16 protein-coding genes are annotated in these 23,965 nt (G+C 39.6%); 4 read left to right on the forward strand and 12 right to left on the reverse strand.

Going from position 1 to position 23,965, the window contains the following annotated elements:
* Positions 1-9: 9 nt before the first annotated feature.
* The 3 genes from D0T85_RS06295 to D0T85_RS06305 form a co-directional block, all read right to left on the reverse strand.
* Complete coding sequence (locus tag D0T85_RS06295; protein WP_163211338.1) at positions 10-3,003, reverse strand: TonB-dependent receptor; 2,994 nt, start codon at positions 3,001-3,003, stop codon at positions 10-12.
* A 32-nt stretch (positions 3,004-3,035) separates the two neighbouring features.
* On the reverse strand, positions 3,036-4,112 hold the full coding sequence (locus D0T85_RS06300; RefSeq protein WP_163211340.1) for an acyltransferase family protein: 1,077 nt from the start codon (positions 4,110-4,112) through the stop codon (positions 3,036-3,038).
* A 288-nt stretch (positions 4,113-4,400) separates the two neighbouring features.
* Complete coding sequence (locus D0T85_RS06305) at positions 4,401-8,429, reverse strand: two-component regulator propeller domain-containing protein (protein ID WP_163211342.1); 4,029 nt, start codon at positions 8,427-8,429, stop codon at positions 4,401-4,403.
* Between the two features lie 148 nt (positions 8,430-8,577).
* Here D0T85_RS06305 and D0T85_RS06310 point away from each other — a divergent pair, with 148 nt between their 5' ends.
* From D0T85_RS06310 to D0T85_RS06320, 3 genes are all read left to right on the forward strand, one after another.
* Complete coding sequence (locus D0T85_RS06310) at positions 8,578-8,814, forward strand: DUF3791 domain-containing protein (protein WP_163211344.1); 237 nt, start codon at positions 8,578-8,580, stop codon at positions 8,812-8,814.
* Entirely contained in the window at positions 8,814-9,491 is a 678-nt protein-coding gene (locus D0T85_RS06315; RefSeq protein ID WP_163211346.1) for a DUF3990 domain-containing protein, read from the forward strand. The genes D0T85_RS06310 and D0T85_RS06315 overlap by 1 nt, the downstream gene beginning before the upstream one ends.
* A gap of 94 nt (positions 9,492-9,585) precedes the next feature.
* Positions 9,586-10,788, forward strand: coding sequence for an ATP-binding protein (locus tag D0T85_RS06320; protein WP_163211348.1), 1,203 nt, complete (start codon positions 9,586-9,588; stop codon positions 10,786-10,788).
* Between the two features lie 594 nt (positions 10,789-11,382).
* On the opposite strand, the gene polA is transcribed toward D0T85_RS06320, so the two are convergent.
* A complete protein-coding gene (polA, locus tag D0T85_RS06325) occupies positions 11,383-14,184 on the reverse strand; it encodes a DNA polymerase I (RefSeq protein ID WP_163211350.1) in 2,802 nt (933 codons plus the stop codon).
* A 107-nt stretch (positions 14,185-14,291) separates the two neighbouring features.
* Between polA and D0T85_RS06330 the strand changes: the two genes are divergently transcribed.
* Positions 14,292-15,266, forward strand: coding sequence for a polyprenyl synthetase family protein (locus tag D0T85_RS06330; protein ID WP_163211352.1), 975 nt, complete (start codon positions 14,292-14,294; stop codon positions 15,264-15,266).
* 101 nt (positions 15,267-15,367) lie between these two features.
* Here the strand turns inward: D0T85_RS06330 and deoC are convergent, their stop codons facing one another.
* The 8 genes from deoC to D0T85_RS06370 all read right to left on the reverse strand — a co-directional run bounded on the left by deoC (position 15,368) and on the right by D0T85_RS06370 (position 23,633).
* Entirely contained in the window at positions 15,368-16,270 is a 903-nt protein-coding gene (gene deoC / locus D0T85_RS06335) for a deoxyribose-phosphate aldolase (RefSeq protein ID WP_163211354.1), read from the reverse strand.
* 1 nt (position 16,271) lies between these two features.
* The gene (locus tag D0T85_RS06340) at positions 16,272-16,595 is read right to left on the reverse strand and encodes a nucleotide pyrophosphohydrolase (RefSeq protein ID WP_163211356.1); all 324 of its coding nucleotides are present in this window, start codon (positions 16,593-16,595) and stop codon (positions 16,272-16,274) included.
* Between the two features lie 199 nt (positions 16,596-16,794).
* On the reverse strand, positions 16,795-17,247 hold the full coding sequence (gene dtd, locus D0T85_RS06345) for a D-aminoacyl-tRNA deacylase (protein ID WP_163211358.1): 453 nt from the start codon (positions 17,245-17,247) through the stop codon (positions 16,795-16,797).
* A gap of 79 nt (positions 17,248-17,326) precedes the next feature.
* Positions 17,327-19,153, reverse strand: coding sequence for an excinuclease ABC subunit UvrC (gene uvrC / locus D0T85_RS06350; RefSeq protein WP_163211360.1), 1,827 nt, complete (start codon positions 19,151-19,153; stop codon positions 17,327-17,329).
* A gap of 131 nt (positions 19,154-19,284) precedes the next feature.
* Positions 19,285-19,815: an adenine phosphoribosyltransferase gene (locus D0T85_RS06355; protein WP_163211363.1), complete on the reverse strand. Its 531-nt coding sequence runs from the start codon at positions 19,813-19,815 to the stop codon at positions 19,285-19,287.
* Between the two features lie 18 nt (positions 19,816-19,833).
* Entirely contained in the window at positions 19,834-21,738 is a 1,905-nt protein-coding gene (gene mnmG / locus D0T85_RS06360; protein WP_163211365.1) for a tRNA uridine-5-carboxymethylaminomethyl(34) synthesis enzyme MnmG, read from the reverse strand.
* A 131-nt stretch (positions 21,739-21,869) separates the two neighbouring features.
* Positions 21,870-22,280, reverse strand: coding sequence for an rRNA maturation RNase YbeY (gene ybeY, locus D0T85_RS06365; protein ID WP_163211367.1), 411 nt, complete (start codon positions 22,278-22,280; stop codon positions 21,870-21,872).
* A 114-nt stretch (positions 22,281-22,394) separates the two neighbouring features.
* Positions 22,395-23,633: a nucleoside recognition domain-containing protein gene (locus D0T85_RS06370; RefSeq protein ID WP_163211369.1), complete on the reverse strand. Its 1,239-nt coding sequence runs from the start codon at positions 23,631-23,633 to the stop codon at positions 22,395-22,397.
* Positions 23,634-23,965 lie beyond the last annotated feature (332 nt).

Consider the following 23,965-nt stretch of genomic DNA (forward strand, 5'->3'; position numbering starts at 1 on the left):
CGTCTGAAATTAGAAGTTGATATTCATTCCTAACATAAAAGTGCGGGTTTTTGGATACGATTTACGGTTGTCGATACCCGGTTCAATGCCTCCCAATGTAATTTCGGGGTCCATGCCTTTATAGCCTGTTATAACAAATACGTTGTTGCAGGTAGCATACACGCGCAGATTGTTTACCCAGTTACCTAGTTTACCAAAGTTATAACCCAATGAGAGCGATGATAAACGAAGGTAGCTTCCATCTTCAAGATACCGATCGGAGAGGTAGTGTGCATTAATATCTGTTCCTTTTTCTGTTTCGGCTACGCTTGAAAGCAAGTTACGAATACCGGCATCACCTATATTCGATAAACGGGCACGGGTTGCATTCATAATCTTGTTTCCGGTAACTCCCTGAAAGAAAGCCGTTAGTGTAAAGTTCTTGTATGTTAGCGTATTGTTCCATCCGAAATTAAGTTTGGGTTGTGCACTACCGGTTTTGGTAAGGTCGTCGTATCCTGGTTTGGTAGTTGTTTCGCCTGTACGTTCGCCAGTTTCAGGGTCGCGCACATAGAATGTAGAAATACCTTCGTCGTTATAACCGGCCCATTGCCATGTGTAGAATTGGCCAATTGGGCAACCTTCCATAATGCGCTGACTTGGCATAGCGGTTTGTCCCGGGCCATTAAGGTAGGCTTTATCCATGTAACCAACCGAGTATTCATCGTTCGAGATACTTTCTACACGGTTTCTGTTATGCGATAGATTAAGGGTAGTATTCCAAGTGAAATCTTTAGTTTGTACAGGTGTAGCATTAATGGTCAATTCAATCCCCTTGTTGCTAACTTCGCCTACATTGGTAGTCATCCAGCCATACAAGTATTGTGTTGTAGATACCTGATAGTCGGCAATGAGGTCTTTTGTATTCTTTTGATAATACTCAATGGTTCCGCTTAAGCGGTTGTTGAAGAAACCAAAATCAAGACCGATGTTGAACATGCTGGTACGTTCCCATTTCAGGTTTGGGTTGGCATTACGTGTGGCACTAAGTGTTTGTATTGGGTTACCTGCTGCGTTAGTGGTCCATCCTGTGCTGCCATATACCTGTGTAGCACTAAATACATCGAAACCAAGCGAGTTACCACTTACACCGTAACCAACGCGGAACTTCAAATCATCGAATACATTGAGGTTTTTGATGAAATCTTCTTCGGAGGCACGCCATGCCAGCGAAGCAGATGGGAATGTAGCCCAACGGTTATTCTTACCGAAAGCCGAAGAACCATCGCGGCGCAAAGTAGCCTGGAATAAGTATTTGCTGTTGTACGAGTAGTTTACACGGCCAAAGAAAGAGATCATACGCAGTGTAGACAAGTTCCATCCACCGTAATCAACACGGTCGCTGTTATTAGATAATCCCATGTTGTGATAAAGCAAAGCATCGCTAAAGAAGTTGGATGCAGTAACCTGAAAACCATCGTTATCGTTGCTTTCTTCCCACGAATAACCAGCCATAGCACCTACTTTATGAACCAAGTTGAATGTTTTATCGTAATTGAAATACATTTCCATGATCTTCTTTTCGCTTTCTACACTGCTGCGCGATGCTTTTCCGTTGGCACCCTGTGCAAGCATTGAGTTGGAACTGTTATAGTAACTATAAGTGTCTTGAACATTTTGGTACGATAAACTAACATCGTAATTTAAACCATCCAGAATGTTTAAAGAGGCTTTTGCTGTGGCCTGCAAACGTTTGGTCTTTGTAAAATCGGTATTTTCTTTGATCAGAGAAACCGGGTTGTAGTATTGTGAACGGGTTGGACGTTCGAACCACGAACCGTTTTCGTTCTTAACCGGCGAGAATGGTAGATAATAAACCATGGCATCGTACACGCTTCTGCCTTCGTTTTTGTCGTCTTTCATCACATCGTTACGTTCGGTAACACTGGCATTTACATTGAACGAGAGTTTTAACCGATCATTCAAACCTTTGGTTTCAACAAAAGCACGACCAATATAGCGTTTCAGGTCGGTACCCATAATAATACCTTCATTGTTCATGTAGTTAATGCTGGCATTATAAACAGTCTTTTCGCTTCCGCCCGAGATAGAAATATTGTGGTTGTGCGAAACTCCTGTGCGCTGTACCTCTTTCTGCCAATCGGTGTTGTATCCTAAATCATCATTCGGGTCTATGGCTTTGTTGTTTGCTTGTGCCCAGGTACGATATTCGTCGCTTGTCATCATATCCCAACGTTTCGAAGCCTGATCGAAAGCTACATAGCCGCTGTAATTGATAGATGTATGTCCTGCTTTACCACGTTTTGTAGTAACAATAATAACCCCATTGGCTGCTTTAGAGCCGTAGATAGCTGTTGCCGAAGCATCACGAAGAATGTCGATAGATTCGATATCTTCGGGTGCAATCAGTGCCAACGAAACACCGGGAACACCATCAACTACGTAATAAGGTTCCTGTGCAGCACCATCACGCAGTGTAGAAGCACCACGCAGTGTAACCGAAGGGTTCGAGTTTGGGTTGCTATCCTGCGTAATGGTTAGCCCCGGAACTTTACCTTGCAGCATTTGTGCCGGATTAGAGAATACTCCCACATTCATGTCTTTCGAGTTTATGGTAGTAATGGAACTGGTAACATCTTTGCGTGTCATGGTACCGTAACCAATAACCACTACATCGCTTAGCACCTGCGAATCGTCTTTCAGGGTAACATTCAATGTACTTCCCTGTACTTCTACCTCTTGTGAAATATATCCGATATACGAGAAAACAAGTGTTTGTCCCCTATCTACATTTAATGAAAACTTACCGTCTACATCGGTAATAGTGCCGGTTGTAGTACCTTTTACGCTTACATTTACACCGATTAACGGCTCGCCGGATGTATCGGCAACCGTACCTGTAACAGTGGTTTGCGCAAATGCCCAAGTACTATTCATCAGGAAGAGAACCAACACAACAACATGTGTCCACATTCCTTTGTTTTTCATCTGTACTTTACACATAGAATTTGATTTTAATGTTAATATATAGGTTATTAAATCTTTATATATATTTTCCGCTTCCAAAGCGGATAGCCTGCTGCACCCAGCAACAAAGTATATGTTACTGCATAAATGGCCGAGGCCAGGTAATTATCGGTAATCAGGTAATTAATTGCCGTATAAATTGTTGTATAGATACCCGATGTACTTAATATAATGGATAAAACTTCGCTCAGTACATACAGGAATAAAGGATTTACACCGAATATAACAAAGAAGCGGCACCATTTCTTTTTATCTTTGATATCGATATAATACATCAGAACAGCCAGTAGCGAAGAGGCCAGTCCGCAGGTAACCAATACAAACGAGGGCGACCAGATTCGTTTGTTCAGCGGTAAACCATACATAATCAGGAAGCCTGCTGCCGTAATAATAAAACCGATAAGAAACAGTTTTAATACTTTCCGGTCAACCTGTTTGGTTTCGGCAATCATTTTTCCACAATAAAAACCTATCATTGTATGAGCTATAGCAGGCAGGGTACTGGTAATCCCTTCCGGGTCTATAATGCTTTTCCGGTACAGGTGTTCTTCGCCAACAAGCCAGCGGTCTATTATTGCTATAATGTTTGTTTCGTTGTACAAGTAGCCATTGCCTAAACATAGAATAAGTGCATATCCAATCAGTATAACGGCAATGCATACAGGTATAAACTTATGTTTCATAAACAGGGCCATAAATGATGCTGCACAATAGCATAAGGCAATGCGTTGAAGCACTCCCGGAATGCGCAGGTGGGCAAAAGGAAAGAAATCACCATCGCAAATATGATGAAACCATGCAATTGCCCACCCAATGCACAAGATAATGAATGTACGTTTCAGTATCTTTAAAACTACGTGTGATGAAAAACTAAAATTGAACTTGTTTAATGAAATGTATGTTGAAATACCCATGATGAACAAGAAGAAGGGGAAAACCAAATCGCATGGCGTAAGTCCATTCCAAGCCGAATGTTGCAATGGTGCATAGGTGCTGTTTCCGCCATTGTTTACAAGGATCATACCGGCTACGGTTATGCCTCTAAGTACATCGAGCGATAGTAGTCTTTTCTTTGTATTCTCCATATTGTAAAGGTTATCTGTTATTAAAGGCCAACGGCCTTTATTCAAAAGCGTAGGGCGAAGCCCTACGTAATAGATGATTATTATGCGCTGTGACCCCAACGGGGTCAACCTTTACTCATAATGAGTAGACCCCGTTGGGGTCAAGGTTTTATTGTCTCATAATACGTAGGGCTTTGCCCTACGCTATTGAGATGAGGCCTTTGGCCTCCAGGCTGCAACAAATGTAACGAGAACAACCAAACTCTATGGGGAAAATAGACCAAAAAAGGGATAAAATAGTAAAGACGGTTAATTCTTATCCAGATACTCACTAGGAAGCGCCCCAAACAGCTCTTTAAAACATTTGGTAAAGTATTTAGGATCATTAAATCCTACCGCATACGCAATTTCCGAAACAGAAATGTTGTTTCCGGATTTCATTAATGTTTCTTTGGCCACATTTAACCGGTAATTCTTCATAAACTGTCCGATGGATTGGCCTGTTAACAATTGCAGTTTCTGGTTAACCAATGTTTTGCTGTATCGCATATCGCGTACAAAGCGTTCCAGATTGTAATCGGAATCGGTATAATTCTCTTTCATCAGATTGATGGCATCCATCATAAATGCATTATCCTTGGAGTTGGCATCTATGTTTAATGCTTCACTGTTCATACTTACCGAGAACATGGATTTGTATTTCCTGCGCAGATTGAAGGTATTGCGGATACGCAGTTTCAGTATTTCTTCATCGAATGGTTTGCAGAGATACTCATCTACTCCGATTTCGTAACTCATCTTTTCCTGCCGGGCCGAACGCACCGCTGTAAGCATAATGAAAGGGATATGCGAAGTTGCCAGATTGGCTTTTACACGGCGCGATAACTCATTGCCATCCATAACAGGCATCATCAGGTCGCTGATAATTAAATCTATATGATTCTTCCGGATGCACTCTAATGCTTCGGCTCCGTTTGGCGATTCAAACAAAACATAATCATGTTGCAAGATAGAACGGATGTAGGTGCGCATATCCGCATTATCTTCGACAATAAGAATGGTTTCGTTCTTTCCGTTATTATCAATGGTTGGTAAAACCAGGTCCTCTCTTTCGTTGCTTTCTTCTCTATCGGGTTCTGTTTGCGCAACTCCTTTTTCTAAAGGTAACAGTATCCGGAAGGTTGCACCCTGCCGGTGATTGTTTCCTGCAACAATTTCTCCTCCGTGAAGTGTGATAATCTTCCGGCACAGAAACAGGCCGATGCCAGTGCTACTTTGACCATACACAGGATACTTAACACTTTTCTTTGATTGATAAAAACGGTCGAAAATGCGCTCCAGATCTTCGGTTGCAATACCACTACCCGTATCCTGTATGTCAATAAATAACTGCTCGCTATCTTTATGGTTTGTGGATGATACATAGATAGAAATCTTTCCATGATCGGGAGTGAATTTGATAGCATTGGATATCAGGTTAACAAGTGCTTTGTGCATATATCCGGCATCATACACCCAATATGGAGTGCTGAGGCGGAAAAAAGAAGCAATGGTAATGTTTCTTTCGTTCGCAAAGACCTCGAATGGCATCAGTATGTTTTGTATAAACCGTATCAGGTTATGGTTCTCCTTGTTGAGAACTACTTTGTTGTTATCCAGTTTCCGGAAATCCATTAATTCATTTACCAACGAAAGCAGGTAATTGGAGTTACGTTCGGCAATCTGTAGTTGATGTTTCACAGCCGGTTCTGTGCTCTCATTGAGGGCGTGCTTAATTGGTCCGTTTATCAAGGTAATCGGTGTACGAAACTCGTGTGTAATGTTGGTAAAGAATATTATTTTTTCTTCTGTTGTTTCAGCAAGGTGGCGTTCGCGGTACTTTTTTAATCTCCATGAATAGAAATAGGAGATAGCTGCTGCAATAAGTATGGCTAATAACAGGTAAAACCACCATGTTTTGTAAAAATAGGGTTTAATGTACACTACAATCTCGGTTATCTGGTCCGACCAATGTCCTTTCTCGTCGGTAGCACGTACCTGAAAGCTATAATTCCCGGCTGGTATCGAATTGTATTTAGCCGTATGTTCTCCCGGCATAGTTTCTATCCATGTGCTTTCATAGTTTTTCAGGCGATATGCATACTTTACCCGGTTGCAATTGCCATAGTTCAAGGTTGAGAACTCAATGGAAAACCCGTGGTCTTTCTCGTGGAGGCTGATGCACTTTGTATCATTTGTTAACGAAGTAAGCTTTACCTGTGTTTTTTCTTCCTTCTTTTTCACCACATTAGGATGAAAAGCAACCAATCCGTTTATGGTACCAAAGTAGAGTAAATCGTTTTGCAATGAATAGTAATAAGCATTCCAGTAAAATTGGTTAGTAGGCAAACCATCTTCTTTGGTGTAGTTGGTAAAGGTCATGGTTGTTTTATCCAGTTGAGAAATACCGTAGTTGGTCGACATCCATAACTGGCCCTCTTTATCTTCAACAATACCAATCACAGTGTTATTAGACAGACCATCTTTGTGGGTATAATTCTTAAATCGAAACTGGTTATTATTTTCTTCTACCAATTGATATAAACCATTTCCGTTGGCCCCCAACCAGATAATGCCTTCTTTATCTTCCAGAATACAGTTAATCTTTTCCAGTTCAAGAGAGTTGGGTTCGGTTAGTTTATACTTAAGATACGCATAATCAAAGTTTAACGAAGTAGGAGAGAAGGAATGCAGATCCATAATAAATACCCCTTCCGAGGTTCCCAACCAAAGACGATTCTTTCGGTCGATAATCATAGCACGAACAGCGTCGAACTCATTATCCGATTTATCGAACAATACCCGTGTGAAGTGTTGATTCGCTTTATTGTAGAAGTGAAGTCCCCGGGTGGTTCCAAACCAAAGTCCGTTGTTTACCAAGTCTTCGCATGCGCTACTCACAAAGTCACCTTCCAATCCCAGTTCATCCTCGCGGCGGTGGCGTATAAACGTTTCGTTATTTGCAATGTTTAGGTTGAGCTCGTTAATACCTACGCCCCATGTATATGCCCACAAATAGTTTTCCGAATCAATTAATATTCCCGAAATAGAGTTATTACTGATGGAATTATCGTTTGTCTGATCGAATGTGTAGTGGATAAATTCGTTGCTTCCACTGCTCTTTTTGTTTAATCCGCCTTCAACAGTTCCTACCCATAAGTTGCCTTCTTTATCTTCGGTAATGGCATTTACCGGGTTGGGCGAGAGCGATGTTTCGCGCAAATAACTATATTGCCATATATATGTTTGTAAACAGTTGGGAGTAAGTAGGTTAATTCCACCTATCTCGGTACCTACCCAGATGCTTTCATCATCGGTTAACAAACAATTAATAAAGTTACAATTCAGTGATTTATCGGGCTTGTCGTTGTTCTGGCGAATGTAAGTAAATGAATCGGTTGCCTTATCGTACACATTCAATCCGTTTAGGGTAGAGATAATAACATCCCCTTTTGTGGTTAACTTAATGTCTGTTACATAAGCCTGACTCAACATTCCCGGTTTGTGGTTGGAGTAGCGGTATCGCTTCATCTCTTTGTTTGCATGGTTGTATTTAAAAAGCCCCCGGTTAGAACCTATCCATAGTAAGTCGCCGTGGGTTTCCATACAAAGTATTCGCCAATCTTCGGTAAACGGTTTAATTAAATCGGATATCAGGCTGGCTTTCAGTATGTGGTTGTCGCATTTATCAATGCTGTATACGTTGTTGTCTATTCCGGCACAGATGCACCAATCCAAATCAATAACTGCATGAATGGGTGATTCGGCATTGTTTTCCAGTTTGTGGTAGTCTTTTATTTGCCCATCTGTAGCAAACTCTATGCACCAAAGACTTTTATCAGTTGATATCCATAAATTCCCTTTTTTATCTTTGTAGATGCTCTCTATATAACTGTTTAATAACGGTCTTATTCCCGGAACCTGCTCCGTTTGTAGTTGTATCTGGCAGTATTTGTCCAGATCAATAACATCAATACCTTCTTCGGATGCTATCCACAATCGTCTGAATGGGTCTTCGCAAATCTCATGTATATAATTACTTTTTAGCTTGATAGGCTCTGTTTGCGTGTTGTAATGAATGAATTGATACCCATTATAGCGTCCGATACCATTATTGGTTGCCACCCAGATGTATCCTTGTGAGTCTTTATAAATGTGTTTTACAAAGTTATGCGGCAGCCCAGTATCTTCAGTTATAAAGCTGAAATTGTATTTATTGAAGAAACTATACGAGTTTTCTCCGTGCAGTGAGAGTATTCCTTCTAATAAAAGAAGCAGTAATAGAATGTATTTCTGCATGGTTATTTGCCTGTTAACAAACAAATGTAGAAATTACTTTTGTGGTGGCAAAGTGTTGGAGAGGGGAATTATTCCTTTTGTGGCTTTTTTGAAGAACCGTTATTTTTCTGTATGTTTGTAATATACATTTAATCGAAAGGTAAATCTAATGAATAAGCTAGTGTTAGATAAATCAATGAGTGATAAAATAAGTTTTATCAGTTTTATTGTTCCTGCTTTTGCAGAGGCATATAAAATGCCTGTTTCTGTAGCTTTTAAATATTTAAAAAAATATGGAGGCTGGGATTTCTTAAATAAGCATTGGTGGGCTTTACACACAGATAACGACATTTGGGCTATTCATGATATCTACGAAATTTGTTATAAAAATGGGGGGATGCGATAATGCGGGTTTATCATGGAAGTTATGTTAAGGTTGATAAAATTGATTTATCAAAATGTAAGCCCAATAAAGATTTTGGTAAGGGCTTTTATGTGACTAAATTTCGTAAACATGCAGAGGAGTGGGCAAAAGTTATTGGCGAAAAACATGGTACGGATGGTTATGTTACTGAATTTGAATTTTCAGAGAATGATTTTACTAAATCTATCTGTAATATTAAGCGTTTTGATACTTATAGCGAAGAATGGCTCGATTTTGTAGTGAGTAATAGAGATAAAAACAATGAAGGTTTTAATCACAATTATGATATTATTATCGGACCTGTTGCTGATGATAAAGTTCAAAACACATTGCGACTTTATCTGAAAGGGAAAATAGCGAAAGAAAAATTTCTAAAAATGCTTACGTATCATGATGAAACGCATCAAATCTGTTTTTGTACCTTAAACTCATTGCAAACTATTGACAGAATTGATGATACACCTACTTATGAAATAGTGATGATATCAGAGCCTATTATTGAGAAATTGGTAATAGATTTTAATTTGGACGGAGATAAGGCTGCTAATCTGTTTTTTGATTCGGATACTTACAATAAATTATGTGATCCTGAAACTAAACTTTATCAAAAAAGCTGGACTGAAACTTTTAAATTGTTGCTTGCTGAATTGGATTTATAGCTATTGAAATTGTATTCTCCAGAATACAATTTATGTTGTTTTTTGTATTATGAAGAATACAATTAGTATATTTGTTCTTTAATTAATGAAAACAATGAAGCAATTATTTTCTATATTCTATAAACATCTGGATCGTACTAGTGATTGTTTTGAACGTTATCTTAGTAAAGAAATTAAATGGAACAATCGTTTAATTGCCATAACAGGGGCAAGAGGTTGTGGTAAAACAACTTTGTTGCTTCAACACATAAAGAAGGAATATGGCAATTATCCAGAAAATGTTCTGTATGTAAGTTTAGATAATATTTGGTTTACTACACATAAACTCTATGATTTAGCTCATGATTTTCAACTAATGGGCGGTGAGTATCTTTATTTGGACGAAGTTCATAAATATGCTAATTGGTCGCGCGAGATTAAAAACATTTATGATGATTTTCCGGAAATAAGTGTTGTGTTTACTGGCTCATCAATGTTAGAGATATTTAAATCGGACGCCGACTTGAGCAGACGTGCTGTGCATTATTTGCTACAGGGAATGTCTTTTCGCGAATATCTTATATTTGAAGGACTGCTTGATGCTACAACTTCGGCTTATACACTCGACGAAATATTAACTAATCATGTGCCTATTGCTGCCGAAATATGTAAGAAACTGAAGCCTATCCCTGCATTCAGGAACTATTTAAAGTATGGTTACTATCCTTATTATAAAGAAGATAAGGATACTTATCTTGAGCGTGTATTACAAACCTTTAATACAATAATTGAAGGCGATTTACCCAATGTTGCAAATATTGATATACACTCTGTTGCCCGGATAAAAAAACTATTTTATATTCTTTCAAGTCTTGTTCCTTTCACTCCCAATATATCGAAATTAAGTAAGGAAATGGATATTACGCGACCAAGTTTGCTGAATTATCTTCATTATCTGGATAAAGCACAAGCTATTATGACTCTCGAAAAGGAGGCATCGGGTATGAGCCAAATGGTTAAACCAGAGAAGATTTATGTGCAAAATACAAACTATATGTATGCTTTAGATCCGGAAAAGGTGGATATTGGGAATGTGCGCGAAACATTTTTCTTTAATCAGGTGCGGGTGAAATATCCTATTAATTATTTGCCTGAAACGGATTTTAAAGTAAGTGGGAAATATTGCTTTGAAATAGGTGGAAAGAACAAAAAGCAGGCACAAATAAGCAACCTACAACATGCATATTTGGCATTAGATGATATTGAAACGGGATTTAGAAACGAGATACCGCTTTGGTTATTTGGGATGCTGTATTAAGTAGTAGATCAGCTATCAATTGCCGTCAGCTTTAGAGACTGTGAAAAGTAAATTGATTTTGTTACAAATAGTAAGCAATTACCCCGACAGGGGTAATATGTGCATAACCCCGGGTGAGCAAAGCGTAACCCGGGGTAGGCTAACCCCCACTCAAAAACAGCCCTGAAAGGGTTGAACTCCTTCGGAGCTCAGAAAATCAAGGGGAGTTATATACCCCGGGTTACGCTTCGCTTCGCTCACCCGGGGTTATGCACATATTACCCCTGCCGGGGTAATTGCTTGTAATTCGTAACTTTACTTTATGTACATTCAATGTCCTGTGTAAAATATAATCCATTTATAAATCATTACTATTTTGATGTGCTGCAAAACGTAATTTCAAAATGCAGCATTTCACACTTTCGAAATGCAGCATTTTGATTGAACGAAATGCAGCATTTCATAAATGCAAAATGCAGCATTTTGAAAATGCACCATAAAATAGTCCCTGTGGCACATGTAGAGGGGGTAAGTAAGACTGTTTTTCCGTTATTAGCAGCTTTAAACAGTTGTAAAACAACTAAACAGAGATGATGCTTTTGGAAAGATTTTGTACTAATGCGCTTCTAACCAATTCTTACCGAATCCACTATCCGCTTTGAGTGGAACCAGCATTTTGTATGCATTCTCCATTTCTTCAATAACAATCTTTTCAACAAGTTCCTTTTCTTCCAGTACTACATTGAAGTTCAATTCGTCATGTACCTGAAGTATCATAGTCGATTTTAGATTGTGTTTTCTGAACTGCTCATCAATTCGTATCATGGCAACCTTTATGATATCGGCAGCACTACCTTGTATGGGGGCGTTAATGGCATTTCGTTCAGCGTATCCACGTACAACAGCGTTTCGTGAATTGATATCTGCCAGATAGCGTTTTCTGTGGAATACAGTTTCAACATAACCGTTATCGCGTGCTACATTAATGCTTTTATCCATGTATTCCTTGATTTGCGGATAAGTTTCAAAGTACCCCTCAATCAGTTCTTTAGCTTCTTTTCTTTCTACATTCATACGTTCGGCCAGTCCGAAGATAGAGATACCGTAAATAATACCGAAGTTGGCTGTTTTAGCCTTCCTACGCATATCCGGGGTAACTTCGCTGATATCAATTTTGTATATCTTGGCTGCTGTGGCTGCATGAATATCGTTACCGCTGTGGAAGGCCTCAATCATGTTTTTGTCTTCGCTCAGGTGGGCAATGATGCGCAGTTCAATCTGCGAATAGTCGGCCGAGAAGAAAGTGCACCCTTCATCGGGAACAAAGGCTTTCCGGATTTCACGCCCTTCATCATCCCTGATAGGAATATTTTGAAGATTCGGATTGCTTGAACTCAGGCGCCCTGTAGCAGTAATTGTTTGATTGAATGAAGTATGTATCTTTCCTGTTCGCGGATTAATCAGCAAGGGGAGGGCATCAATGTAAGTACCAAGTAGTTTTTTGATTCCCCGGTGTTCCAGTATCTTTGCTATGATTTCGTGTTTCCCTCTTAGCTTTTCGAGTGTTTCTTCGGATGTTACATACTGTCCGGTCTTGGTTTTCTTTATCTTCTTATCTCCAATTTTTAGTTTGTCGAAAAGTATTTCGCCTACTTGCTTAGGCGAGCCAATATTGAACTCTTCACCTGCTAGCTGGTAAATTTCCTGTTCAACCTTTTTCATGGTTTCGGTGAAATGTTCCGATGATTGTTTAAGTGATTCCGGATCAATGCGTACACCGTTTTTCTCTATTCGGGCTAAAACAGGAACCAATGGCATTTCTATATCATAGAATAGTTTTTCGGCTCCGCTCTTTTTTAGTTCCTCTTCCAGAATGTTTTTTAGCTTCAATGTAACATCGGCATCTTCGCAGGCATATTTATAAATTTCTTCCGGCTTAAGATCGCGCATTGATTTCTGATTCTTTCCTCGTGTCCCTATAAGTTCGTCGATGTGGATGGTTTTATAGTTGAGGTAAATTTCGGCAAGATAATCCATGCCATGTCTGAGTTCCGGTTGAATTACATAATGTGCAACCATGGTATCGAAAAGCTTTCCTTTTACTTCGATGCCATAATTCATGAGCATTAATAAATCGAACTTCATGTTTTGTCCAACCTTCAACGAATCTTCATTTTCGAATACAGGTTTGAACTCATTCAATATTTTGATTGCTTCTTCCTGATTTTCGGGTATCGGAACGTAGTAAGCCTGGTTTTCTTCAATGCTAAAGCTCATTCCAACCAAATCGCAGTTCATTGGGTCCATTCCGGAGGTTTCCGTGTCTAGACTGAGATTTTTTGTTGTAAGCAACTTTTGAATAATTTCGCCTCTTTTTTCTTGAGAATCAATAAGTTGATAGTTGTAATTCAAAGAATCTAAACGCGCTAGATTTTCGTATTTTACTTCAACCGAATCATCGTCCGTAAAAAAATCAAAGAGAGAGCCTTGGATTGGACCTGTTTTTGCTTGTTTTTGCTTTTCGGGAGATATTCCTTTTTCTCTTTTAAGAATTCGCTCTATTAATGTACGGAATTCAAGTTCTTCGAAAATCTGAAGTAATTTGTCTTCGTTACAATTTTCGCGAACAAGGCTGTCCATATCCAATTCAATTGGCACATCGGTTTTTATAGTAGCAAGAAATTTGGAGAAAGTAATCATTTCCTTGTTCTCTTCTACTTTTGTTTTTAGCGCACCTTTCAACTTGTCGGTGTTCTCCAACAGATTCTCGATACTTCCGAATTCGGTGATTAGTTTCTGCGCTGTTTTTTCGCCCACACCCGGACAACCCGGAATGTTATCCGAAGCATCGCCCATGAGTCCGAGTATATCAATAACCTGAGTAGGAGAGGAGATGTTGTATTTGGCCTTCACCTGCTCGGGCCCCATAACTTCGAATTCTTTATCACCGTATTTGGGGCGGTAGATGAAAACATTATCCGTTACAAGCTGCCCATAGTCTTTGTCGGGAGTCATCATGTAAGTATTAATGCCTTTGGCACCCGCTTCGGTAGCAAGTGTGCCAATAACATCATCGGCTTCGAATCCTATTATTTCCAGAATGGGTATGTTATAAGCCTTAATAATCTCTTTTATGATAGGTACAGATGTACGTATGTCTTCGGGTGTTGCCTCTCGTTGAGCTTTGTATTGCTCGTAAGCTTCGTGCCTGAAGGTTGGCCCCGGTGGATCGAATGCTACTCCGATGTGCGTTGGTTTTTCTTTTTTAAGTACATCTTCGAGTGTGTTTACGAATCCGAATATGGCCGATGTATTCACTCCTTTTGAGGATATGCGGGGATTTTTAATGAATGCGTAGTATGCCCGGTAGATAAGGGCGTAAGCATCTAACAGAAAAAGTTTTGGATTTTCGCTCATTTGCTTATATGTTTTAGATGTAAAAGTACAAAAGAATATTGAATGCGTTAAAAAACAGTATACTTATTTCGAAATTAATCCCTACTTTTGTGCTTGATTTGAAAACAATGGACCATTTATTAGATATAAAATCTCCAATAGCATCCGAACTGGAATTATTTAAGAGGCTTTTCATATCTTCTTTATCTAGTTCTAACGTCCTGCTTAATGAGGTATTAGACCATTTGAAGCAACGGGAGGGTAAGATGATGCGTCCTGTGCTAGCTTTGCTTACTGCCGCACTTTTTGGAAAGATAACCGAAAGAACATTGCATGCTGCTGTTGCTCTTGAGTTGTTGCATACGGCTAGCTTGATTCATGACGATGTGGTTGATGAGAGCGAAGAGCGTCGTGGACAGCTTTCGGTAAACGCTATATTTAATAATAAAGTAGCTGTTTTAGGTGGTGATTATTTACTGGCTACCTGTTTGGTTGAGGCCGGACGAACAGAAAGTGGATTGATAATTAATACCATATCGGGCTTAGGACAAGACTTATCGGATGGAGAGCTGCTTCAGCTATCAAATATAAAGACTGATTATTTTTCGGAAGATGTTTATTTCAATGTGATTCGTAAAAAGACCGCAGCCTTGTTTTCGGCTTGTACCAAGGCCGGTGCTTTATCGGTTGAGGCCACTACAGAACAGGTGGAATGGGCAAGGCTTTTTGGCGAATATCTGGGTGTTGCTTTTCAAATTCGCGATGATATATTCGATTATTACGACAATAAAAGCATTGGTAAGCCTACAGGAAACGATATGATTGAAGGCAAACTTACATTGCCGGCTATTTATGTTCTCAATGCTTTAAACGATAAGTGGGCTAGGGGAGTAGCACTGAAGGTTCGCTATGGCGAAGCCTCGTTGAAAGAGATTAAAAAACTGGTTGAATATGTGAAGGAAAATGGGGGTATTGACTATGCTACCAATGTCATGTATGAGTATCAGTCAAAAGCACTTCAATTACTGGATGGTATGCCCGATTCGGATATTAAATCTTCTCTTATCGCTTTCTCGAAGCATGTTGTGGATCGTAAGAAATAGTTGAGTGATGAGTTTTGAGTGATGAGTTTTGAGTTGCCATGCGGCATCGTTCTCAAAACTTATCACTCAAAACTCATCACTCATCACTCATCACTCATCACTCAAAAGAATTTAGTATCTTCTCCAATAATATCCGACAACAATAAGTTGGCCAGTCTGCTGGTTCCCAAACGGAATAACTCGTTATTCAGCCATTCTTCGCCCAGAACTTCTTTAACTATTGTATAATATACAAGTGCATCGTGTACAGTATTTATGCCTCCAGCTGGCTTGAATCCGGTTTTATTACCTGTTTTATCGTAATATTCTTTTATTGCCTGACACATAACATAAGCAGCTTCGGGGGTTGCAGCTGGTTGTTGTTTACCGGTAGATGTTTTGATAAAATCGGCTCCCGAATACATGGATAGGAGAGAGGCTTTCTTAATATTCGATGCAGTTTCTAACGCTCCGGTTTCCAGGATAACTTTGAGGTGATGATCTTTGCATGCTTCTTTTATTTCCTGAATATCCTCGCACATATCCTGATAGTTACCGCTCAGGAATTTGCCTACCGATATTACTATATCTATTTCGTCGGCTCCATCCATTATAGCCATGGCTGTTTCGGCTATTTTTACCTCTGTAAATGTTTGAGACGAAGGGAAACCTCCTGATACACAGGCTATTTTAACTCCTTCAACATCTAAACTGTTCCGTACAACCTGTGCGAAGTTTGGATATACACAAATAGCTGCAACGGGCTCAATATCAGGATATTGATCGTCGAACTGATTCACCTTTTCTGTAAACTTCATGATGCTTTCGTCGCTGTCTGTAGTGTTCAGTGAGGTTAGATCGATACAACTAAATAGCAGTTTCTTAACATCGAGGGTGTTGTTTGCTTCTACCTTTTCGGCAATAATTTTTACTACCAGATTCTTGATATCGTTATCATTAATATCTGTATTGTACATGCTTAAAGCACGTTCATACTTTGATTGATCGTTGTGGTTATGTTCCATTTTATTTTAATTTAGGATTGTTGATATGTCTTTGATTATCTCTTTTTGTTTTCTTTTCCAGGTTTTGTGCAAAAGCTTCTGTTAGGTTTACGCCTGTTTGATTGGCCAGGCAGATGAGCACCCATAACACGTCTGTCATTTCTTCGGCAAGGTTTTCTTTCTCACCTTCTTTAAACGACTGTTCGCCATATTTGCGGGCAATAACACGGGCTAATTCGCCAACTTCTTCGGTAAGCATTGCCATATTGGTGAGCTCGTTGAAGTAACGAACACCATGCGTTTTAATCCAGTTATCTACTTCTTTCTGGGCTTGTTCAAGTGTCATATTTAAGTTTTTAAGTTTTTGAGTTTTTGAGTTTTTAAGTTTTTGAGTTTTTAAGTTATGAGCCTTACAAACATATTTAAGTTTTTGAGTTTTTGAGTTTTTAAGTTATGAGCCTTACAAACTCAAAAACTCAAAAACTTATAAACTTACAAACTTACAAACTTACAAACTTACAAACTTACAAACTTACAAACTCAAATCATTCTTTTATTTTTGAGTCTATACAGATTGTTACCGGGCCATTATTAAGTAACTCTACCTTCATGTCTGCGCCGAATTCGCCAGTTCCTATTTCTTTTCCTAAGGCATTGCTTAACTGCTTGCAAAACTCCTCGTAGAGTGGGATAGCTGTTTCTGGGCGGGCTGCTTTGATGTACGATGGCCGGTTTCCTTTCCGGGTTGATGCATGCAGTGTAAACTGACTGATAACCAGAATCTCTCCATCAATATCGAGAACGGATTTATTCATTACTCCATTCTCATCATCAAATATCCGTAGGTTTATGATCTTCTTGCAGAGCCATTCAATGTCTTCCTTACCATCTTCCTCTTCTATACCAACAAGAATTAATTGTCCTGTTTTTATAGCTGATTTACAGTGCCCATTTATGGTTACTGATGCATGTGATACTCTTTGAATAATTGTTCTCATGTTTCTTATGCTTTAGAATTAAGAATTAAAAATTAAGAATTAAGAATGCGATGCCGCATGGATTCTTACTACTTAATTCTTACTTCTTACCTAATTCCGTTCTTATTAATTGCGCTTTAGCCGGACCAACAACAGCTGTTAGTTCTTCTAATGTTGCTTCTTTAATTCGTTTTACACTCTTGAATTGGCGGAGTAGGAGAGCCTTTGTTTTGCTTCCTATACCTTTTATTTCGTCCAGTGCCGAAGCTACCTGGCGTTTGCTTCGTTTATCTCTATGGAAGGTTATAGCAAACCGGTGTACTTCATCCTGTATCTGTTCCATCAGTTTAAAGAGGGGTGTTCCCTGTTTTAACCCAATAACTTGGGGAGGAAACCCATAGAGTAGTTCCGAAGTGCGGTGCCGGCGATCCTTTGCAAGTCCGGCAATGGGGATGTTGAGGTGTAATTCATCCTCAATAACCTGTCTTACTACTTCCATCTGTCCTTTGCCACCATCGGTAATGATAAGATCGGGTAGGGGCGACTCTTCGTCGACTGCACGTTTGTATCTTCTGTAAACAACTTCTTTCATCGATGCATAATCGTCCGGACCTTCAACCGTTTTAATAATGTATTTACGGTAATCTTGTTTAGATGGCTTTAGCTTTTTGAAAACCACACAACCAGCAACAGCATCGCTTCCCTGTATATTTGAGTTATCAAAACACTCAATTTGAAGCGGCATACGACTTAAATGCAATTCTTGCTGTATTTCTTTCATCAATCGGATGCTTCTCTGCTCCGGATTAAGCTTTTCGGCCTGTTTCATTCTATCCGCCTTGTACTGTAACACATTGAGGCGAGACAGGTCTAACAGTTTCTTTTTATCGCCTCTTTGAGGCACTGTTATTGTTACGTTATTCAATTCTATCTCGATGGGGAAGGGAACAATAATTTCGTTGGATTTACTGTTGTATCTTTCCCGCATTTCGGCTATACCCAATTGCAATAATTCCTCTTCGGTTTCTTCCAGCTTCTTTTTATATTCAAATGTATAAGCTTGGTTTATGGCACCATTGGTAATGTGCAGGTAGTTTATGAAAGCTGATTTATCCCCATCTATTTCGATAGAGAATACATCAATGTTGTGCAAAGATGGGTTAACAACTTCGGATTTGCTTCGGAAGTTTTCCAGTAGCGTGTACTTCTCTTTAATCTTTTGTGCTTCTTCAAACTTCATTTCCGAAGCAAGTGTCTCCATCTCCTTATAAAGTTCGCGAATAATCTTTTGGGTGTTTCCCTTTAAGAGCTCTTTTACCTGTTCTATGTTGTTTTGGTAATCTTCTAACGATTGTAATCCAACACAAGGGCCTGCGCAGTTCTTAATATGATACTGTAGGCAAACATTAAACTTGCCTGCCTGAATGTTTTCTTTTGTAAGATTCAGGCTGCAAGTGCGTATAGGGTAGAGCTTCCTTATTAAATCGAGCAACTCGTTTAAAGCCCTAACATGGCTGTACGGACCAAAGTAAGTTGAGCCATTTTTGAGTATCTTTCTTGTTTTAAATATCCGCGAAAAGCTTTCTTTAGCAACACAAATAGACGGATAGGTTTTATCGTCCTTAAGCATTACATTGTACCTGGGTCTGTGCTTCTTTATCAGGTTGTTCTCCAATAATAATGCGTCTTCTTCCGAATTAACAACGATATACCTTATGTCTTTTATCTTGCTTACCAATACTTTGGTTTTTCCCGGCAGGTGCTCTTTGCTGAAGTAGGAGTAGACCCTTTTCTTTAGATTTTTTGCCTTGCCTACATATATAATGGTGCTTTCGGCATCTAAGTATTGGTAGATGCCGGGCATTTCAGGAAGACTGGAAACAATTCCTTTTAAGTAATCGGAAGTATTTAGTTCTTTAGTATCCATTATTGTTCTGTTTTTTATCCTACCGGGATAACGGTTTTCTCCTACCGGGATGAAGGCTTTATCCTACCGGGATAACAGCTTTGTCCTACCGGGATAAAAGGCTTATCCTACCGGGATAAAACCGGTGTTATTTACATAGAAAGGATGGTTTCTACTTCGATGTCCTTATCGAATAGTTCTTTTCCATTCAAGTCAGCAAGTTCGATGATGAAGTTTACATAAACCTTTTTTGGCTTTAGTTTATTTACGAGGTTGCAAGCAGCTAGCATGGTTCCACCTGTTGCAAGTAGGTCGTCGTGTAGTAATACAACATCGTCTTCGCTTAAAGCATCCTTGTGTATTTGAATAGCATCGGTGCCATATTCTTTGTTGTAGACTTCCTCTATTGTGTCGGCTGGGAGTTTGCCCGGCTTGCGTATAGGTATAAACCCTGTGTTTAACCGTGTGGCTAAAATAGGGCCCATAATAAACCCTCTGGATTCTATGCCTACTACTTTTGTTATACCTTTATCTTTGTACTTTTCATACATAATATCCGATAATATCTGCAAGCACTCTGCGTCTTTAAAAAGTGTTGTTACATCTTTGAACTGTATTCCCGGAATTGGAAAATCGGGAATGTTTCGCACGCTCTCTTTTAGTCTTTCTTCTCTGGTTATCATTGTTTTAACTTAAAAATTTCAATTAATTGTTTCACGTGGAACATTGCTGTCTTTTTGCGAAAGAACAAGTAGTACGTTTACGTCGCTCGGGGAAACTCCCGGTATTCGGCTGGCTTGTGCAATGGTTTCCGGATCTATCTTGATTAGCTTCTGTCGGGCTTCGGTTGAAAGAGATTGCAGGTTCTCGTAGTCGAACTTTCCTTTGATTTTGATTGTTTCCAAACGTGATAGTTTGTTTGCAATCATTCTTTCTCTTTCAATGTATCCTTGATACTTGATTTGGATTTCGGCTGCTTCAATAATTTCTTCTTTTCTTTCGGCAATAGTATCTAGCTCTCTTTTAAATGCAGGGATGTGTTCCGCAATGTTTTCGATTGTAATTTGTGGCCGGCTAATTAAGTCAACCAGTTTGCATCCATGCTTTAGTGGGGTAGTGCCTAGGTTTTCTAAAGCATCGTTGATTAAAGCAGCTTTGATTGAATAATCCTTTGTGAAGTTTACAATCCGGTCGATAGCTTCTTTTTTTGTTTTGAGAAGATTGTACCTGTCTTCTTTTACCAGTCCCAGCTTCCATGCTTTTTCGGTAAGGCGAATGTCGGCATCATCCTGACGAAGCAGTATCCGGTATTCGGCACGCGAGGTAAACATACGGTAGGGCTCATCCACACCTTTGGTAACAAGATCGTCTATTAAAACACCAATGTATGCTTCATCTCTTTCTAGCGTGAAAGGTTCTCCGCCATGGCAATTAATGTGTGCATTGATTCCGGCAATGATTCCTTGTCCGGCAGCTTCTTCGTATCCGGTGGTTCCGTTTACCTGTCCGGCAAAGAAAAGATTTTTAATAATCTTCGACTCTAAAGAGTGTTTTAATTGTGTTGGGTCGAAGAAATCATATTCAATAGCATATCCCGGACGGTAAATAACCAGGTTGCGGAATGCAGGAACTTTTCTTAGTGCTGCCAACTGAATGTCGAGTGGGAGCGAGGACGAGAATCCATTAAGGTATTGCTCTTGTGTTGTTTCTCCTTCAGGCTCCAGAAATAATTGATGCTGTGTTTTATCGGGGAAGGTAACTATCTTAGTTTCGATGCTTGGACAGTAACGGGGACCAATACTTTGTATCTGCCCATTATAAAGAGGCGAATCGGGCAAACCATTCCTTAATATATTATGTACCTCTTCGTTGGTGAAACATGTCCAGCATTGAAGCTGTTTAAGGTGGCGTACACTGGTGTTCATGAAAGAAAATTTGTGGAAATCGCTTTCGCCATCTTGTGTATCCATCAAGCTGTAATCAACGCTTCTTCCGTCTATCCTCACAGGTGTTCCTGTTTTCATTCGTGCATACTGCACACCATGGCGGGCGATGGATTCGGTTAAATAGTAAGAGGAGGGCTCGGCCATTCTACCTCCGGTTATTTGTGTTTTACCTACATGCATTAATCCGTTAAGGAATGTACCAGCAGTTAATACAATTGTTTTGGTATGGAAGGTAACATCGAGTAAGGTAACCAATCCGGTAACCTCTCCGTTTTCAACGAGAATTTCTTTAACCGTGTCCTGCCAGATATGGAGGTTTTTGGTGTTTTCAAGAACTTCGCGCCATGCCCATATAAATTTGTTCCGGTCGCATTGAGCACGTGGGCTCCACATAGCCGGACCTTTTGAACGGTTTAGTATGCGAAACTGTATGGCGGTTTCATCGGTAATTAACCCCATGTATCCACCCAATGCATCTACTTCGCGAACTATCTGTCCCTTGGCAATTCCGCCAACAGCAGGGTTACAACTCATCTGTCCAACCTTATTCATATCCATGGTAATAAGGCAGGTTTTAGAGCCCAGGTTTGCTGCGGCTACTGCTGCTTCGCAACCGGCATGGCCGGCTCCAATAACAATAACGTCGTATTTAAAATCCATTTATAATATCTATTATTTAATGCAAAGTTACAATAAAAGCGCGAAAGCGCGAAAGCGCGAAAGCACGAAAGCACGAAGGCGCGAAAGGAAGGAAGCACCTTTCGCGCCTTCTACCTTTCGCGCCTTTGCGCTTAATAAATACTCAACGCTTTATTTTCCGCAGCTTCCATTATTTCACGTTCTCCAGGTCCTTTATCATTTATTCCGCAAAGGTGCAGGATACCGTGAATGATAACACGAAGTAATTCCGTGTCATACGGTGTATTAAATTGCTCCGAATTGGTTCGTACAGTATCGAGGCTGATAAATAAGTCCCCGGATATTTTATCTCCTTTTGTGTAGTCGAAGGTGATAATATCCGTATAATAATCGTGTTGAAGAAACTGTTTGTTTACCTCAAGTATCTTCTCATCCGAACAGAAAATATAATTGATTTCACCGGTTCTCATGGAGTAGGAGAGTGCTACTTCCCGAATCCAGTTATTCACTCTTTTCTGATCTATTTGCGGCATATCAATGCCCGTTGCCTGAAAATATATCATAATAATTAAGTTGAGAGTTGAGAGTTGAGTAATGAGTTTTGAGTAATGAGTTTTGAGTAACGATGCCGCATGGACACTCAAAACTCAAAACTCATTACTCAAAACTTTCAACTCTCAACTAGAATAAAAGAATAGATAACTAAATAATATTGCTGCTATAATGCCAGAGAAATCGGCGATTAATCCGCAAGTAACAGCATTGCGTGTGCGGGTAATACCTACAGATCCGAAGTAAACAGCCAGGATATAAAAGGTTGTATCGGATGCTCCGCGTACTACACAGCTTGTTCTGCCTACAAACGAATCGGCTCCGTATTCTTTCATGGCATCAATCATTAATCCGTTGGCTCCGCTACCACTTAACGATTTCATTAAGGCTGTAGGAAGTGCACCTACAAAACTGGTATCTATACCCAGAAATCCAAAGAAAGAACCGATTCCTTCGACAATTAGAGTTAGAGCTCCTGAGGTGCGAAATACAGCAATGCCAACAAGGAAAGCTACCAGGTAAGGGATGATTCTTACTGCTGTGGTGAATCCTTCCTTTGCTCCTTCGATGAATGCGTCGTATACATTAATCTTTTTCCTTAATCCGCTAACAATAAATAAAATAATAACTGTAAACAGAATCATGTTGGTTATCAGTGTAGAGTATGTGTTCAGTTCCTCACGCGGAGCAGTAGTGAACAGGTAGATGATTGCAGCGAAGAAAAGGGCCAAACAGGTTATAAATAGAAGTGTTCCTTTGGTTATAAGATTGATTCGTTGTGAGATACTAACAGCTATTACTCCTGCCAGTGTTGAGGTAAATGTGCTTAACAGTATCGGGATAAATATATCGGTGGGTTGGGCAGCACCCAATTCGGCACGGTAAACCATAATACTTATGGGGATGAGCATAAGGCCGGAAGTGTTTAACACCAGAAACATAATCATAGAGTTAGATGCTGTATCTTTTTGGGGATTGAGTTCTTGTAACTCTTTCATGGCTTTTAATCCCATAGGTGTGGCAGCGTTATCCAACCCCAGCATATTGGCTGATATATTCATAAACATAGAGCCCATTACAGGGTGCCCTTTGGGTATTTCGGGAAACAGTTTGCATAAAACGGGGCTTAGCCATCGGGAGAGTTTGTTTATCAATCCGCTGTTTTCACCGATCTTCATAATCCCTAACCACAGGGCAAGAATACCTGTTAATCCAAGGGATATCTCAAAAGCTGTTTTTGAAGAACTAAAGGTGGCATTTATTATTTCTGTGAATATCTCGGTATCTCCCATAAATAATAAACGGCCCAAGGCTACAATAAAAGCAATAACAAAAAAAGCAATCCAAATGTAATTTAAAACCATAGTGCTAATAGGTATTCAATAATCAAAATAAATTCAAAAGTAGTATTTTGTTCTGCTTTGGGAAACTATTTTGTTTGTTTTTGCTTTTGAGGGAATGGCGGAGTGGTGTGGAGGGAATGGTTGTGCTGGTTGTAATATATTGATTTAGAGTCCGTTACGAAATAAATACCTTTTGCACTTATCAATAGCCTACCTCAATCTCTGGAATATCTCATTCGCCACGAAGTGGCAGGTTAGTTCAGCCCCAGGCAACGCCCAGTCATGTTCGGAAGATTTCTTTCTATTTTCCCACTGCCTGCAATAATGTAAATAAAAAAGAATCAGTGTGTCTA

This window comes from Bacteroides sp. 519 (genome assembly GCF_010500955.1).
Classification (GTDB): domain Bacteria; phylum Bacteroidota; class Bacteroidia; order Bacteroidales; family Bacteroidaceae; genus Bacteroides.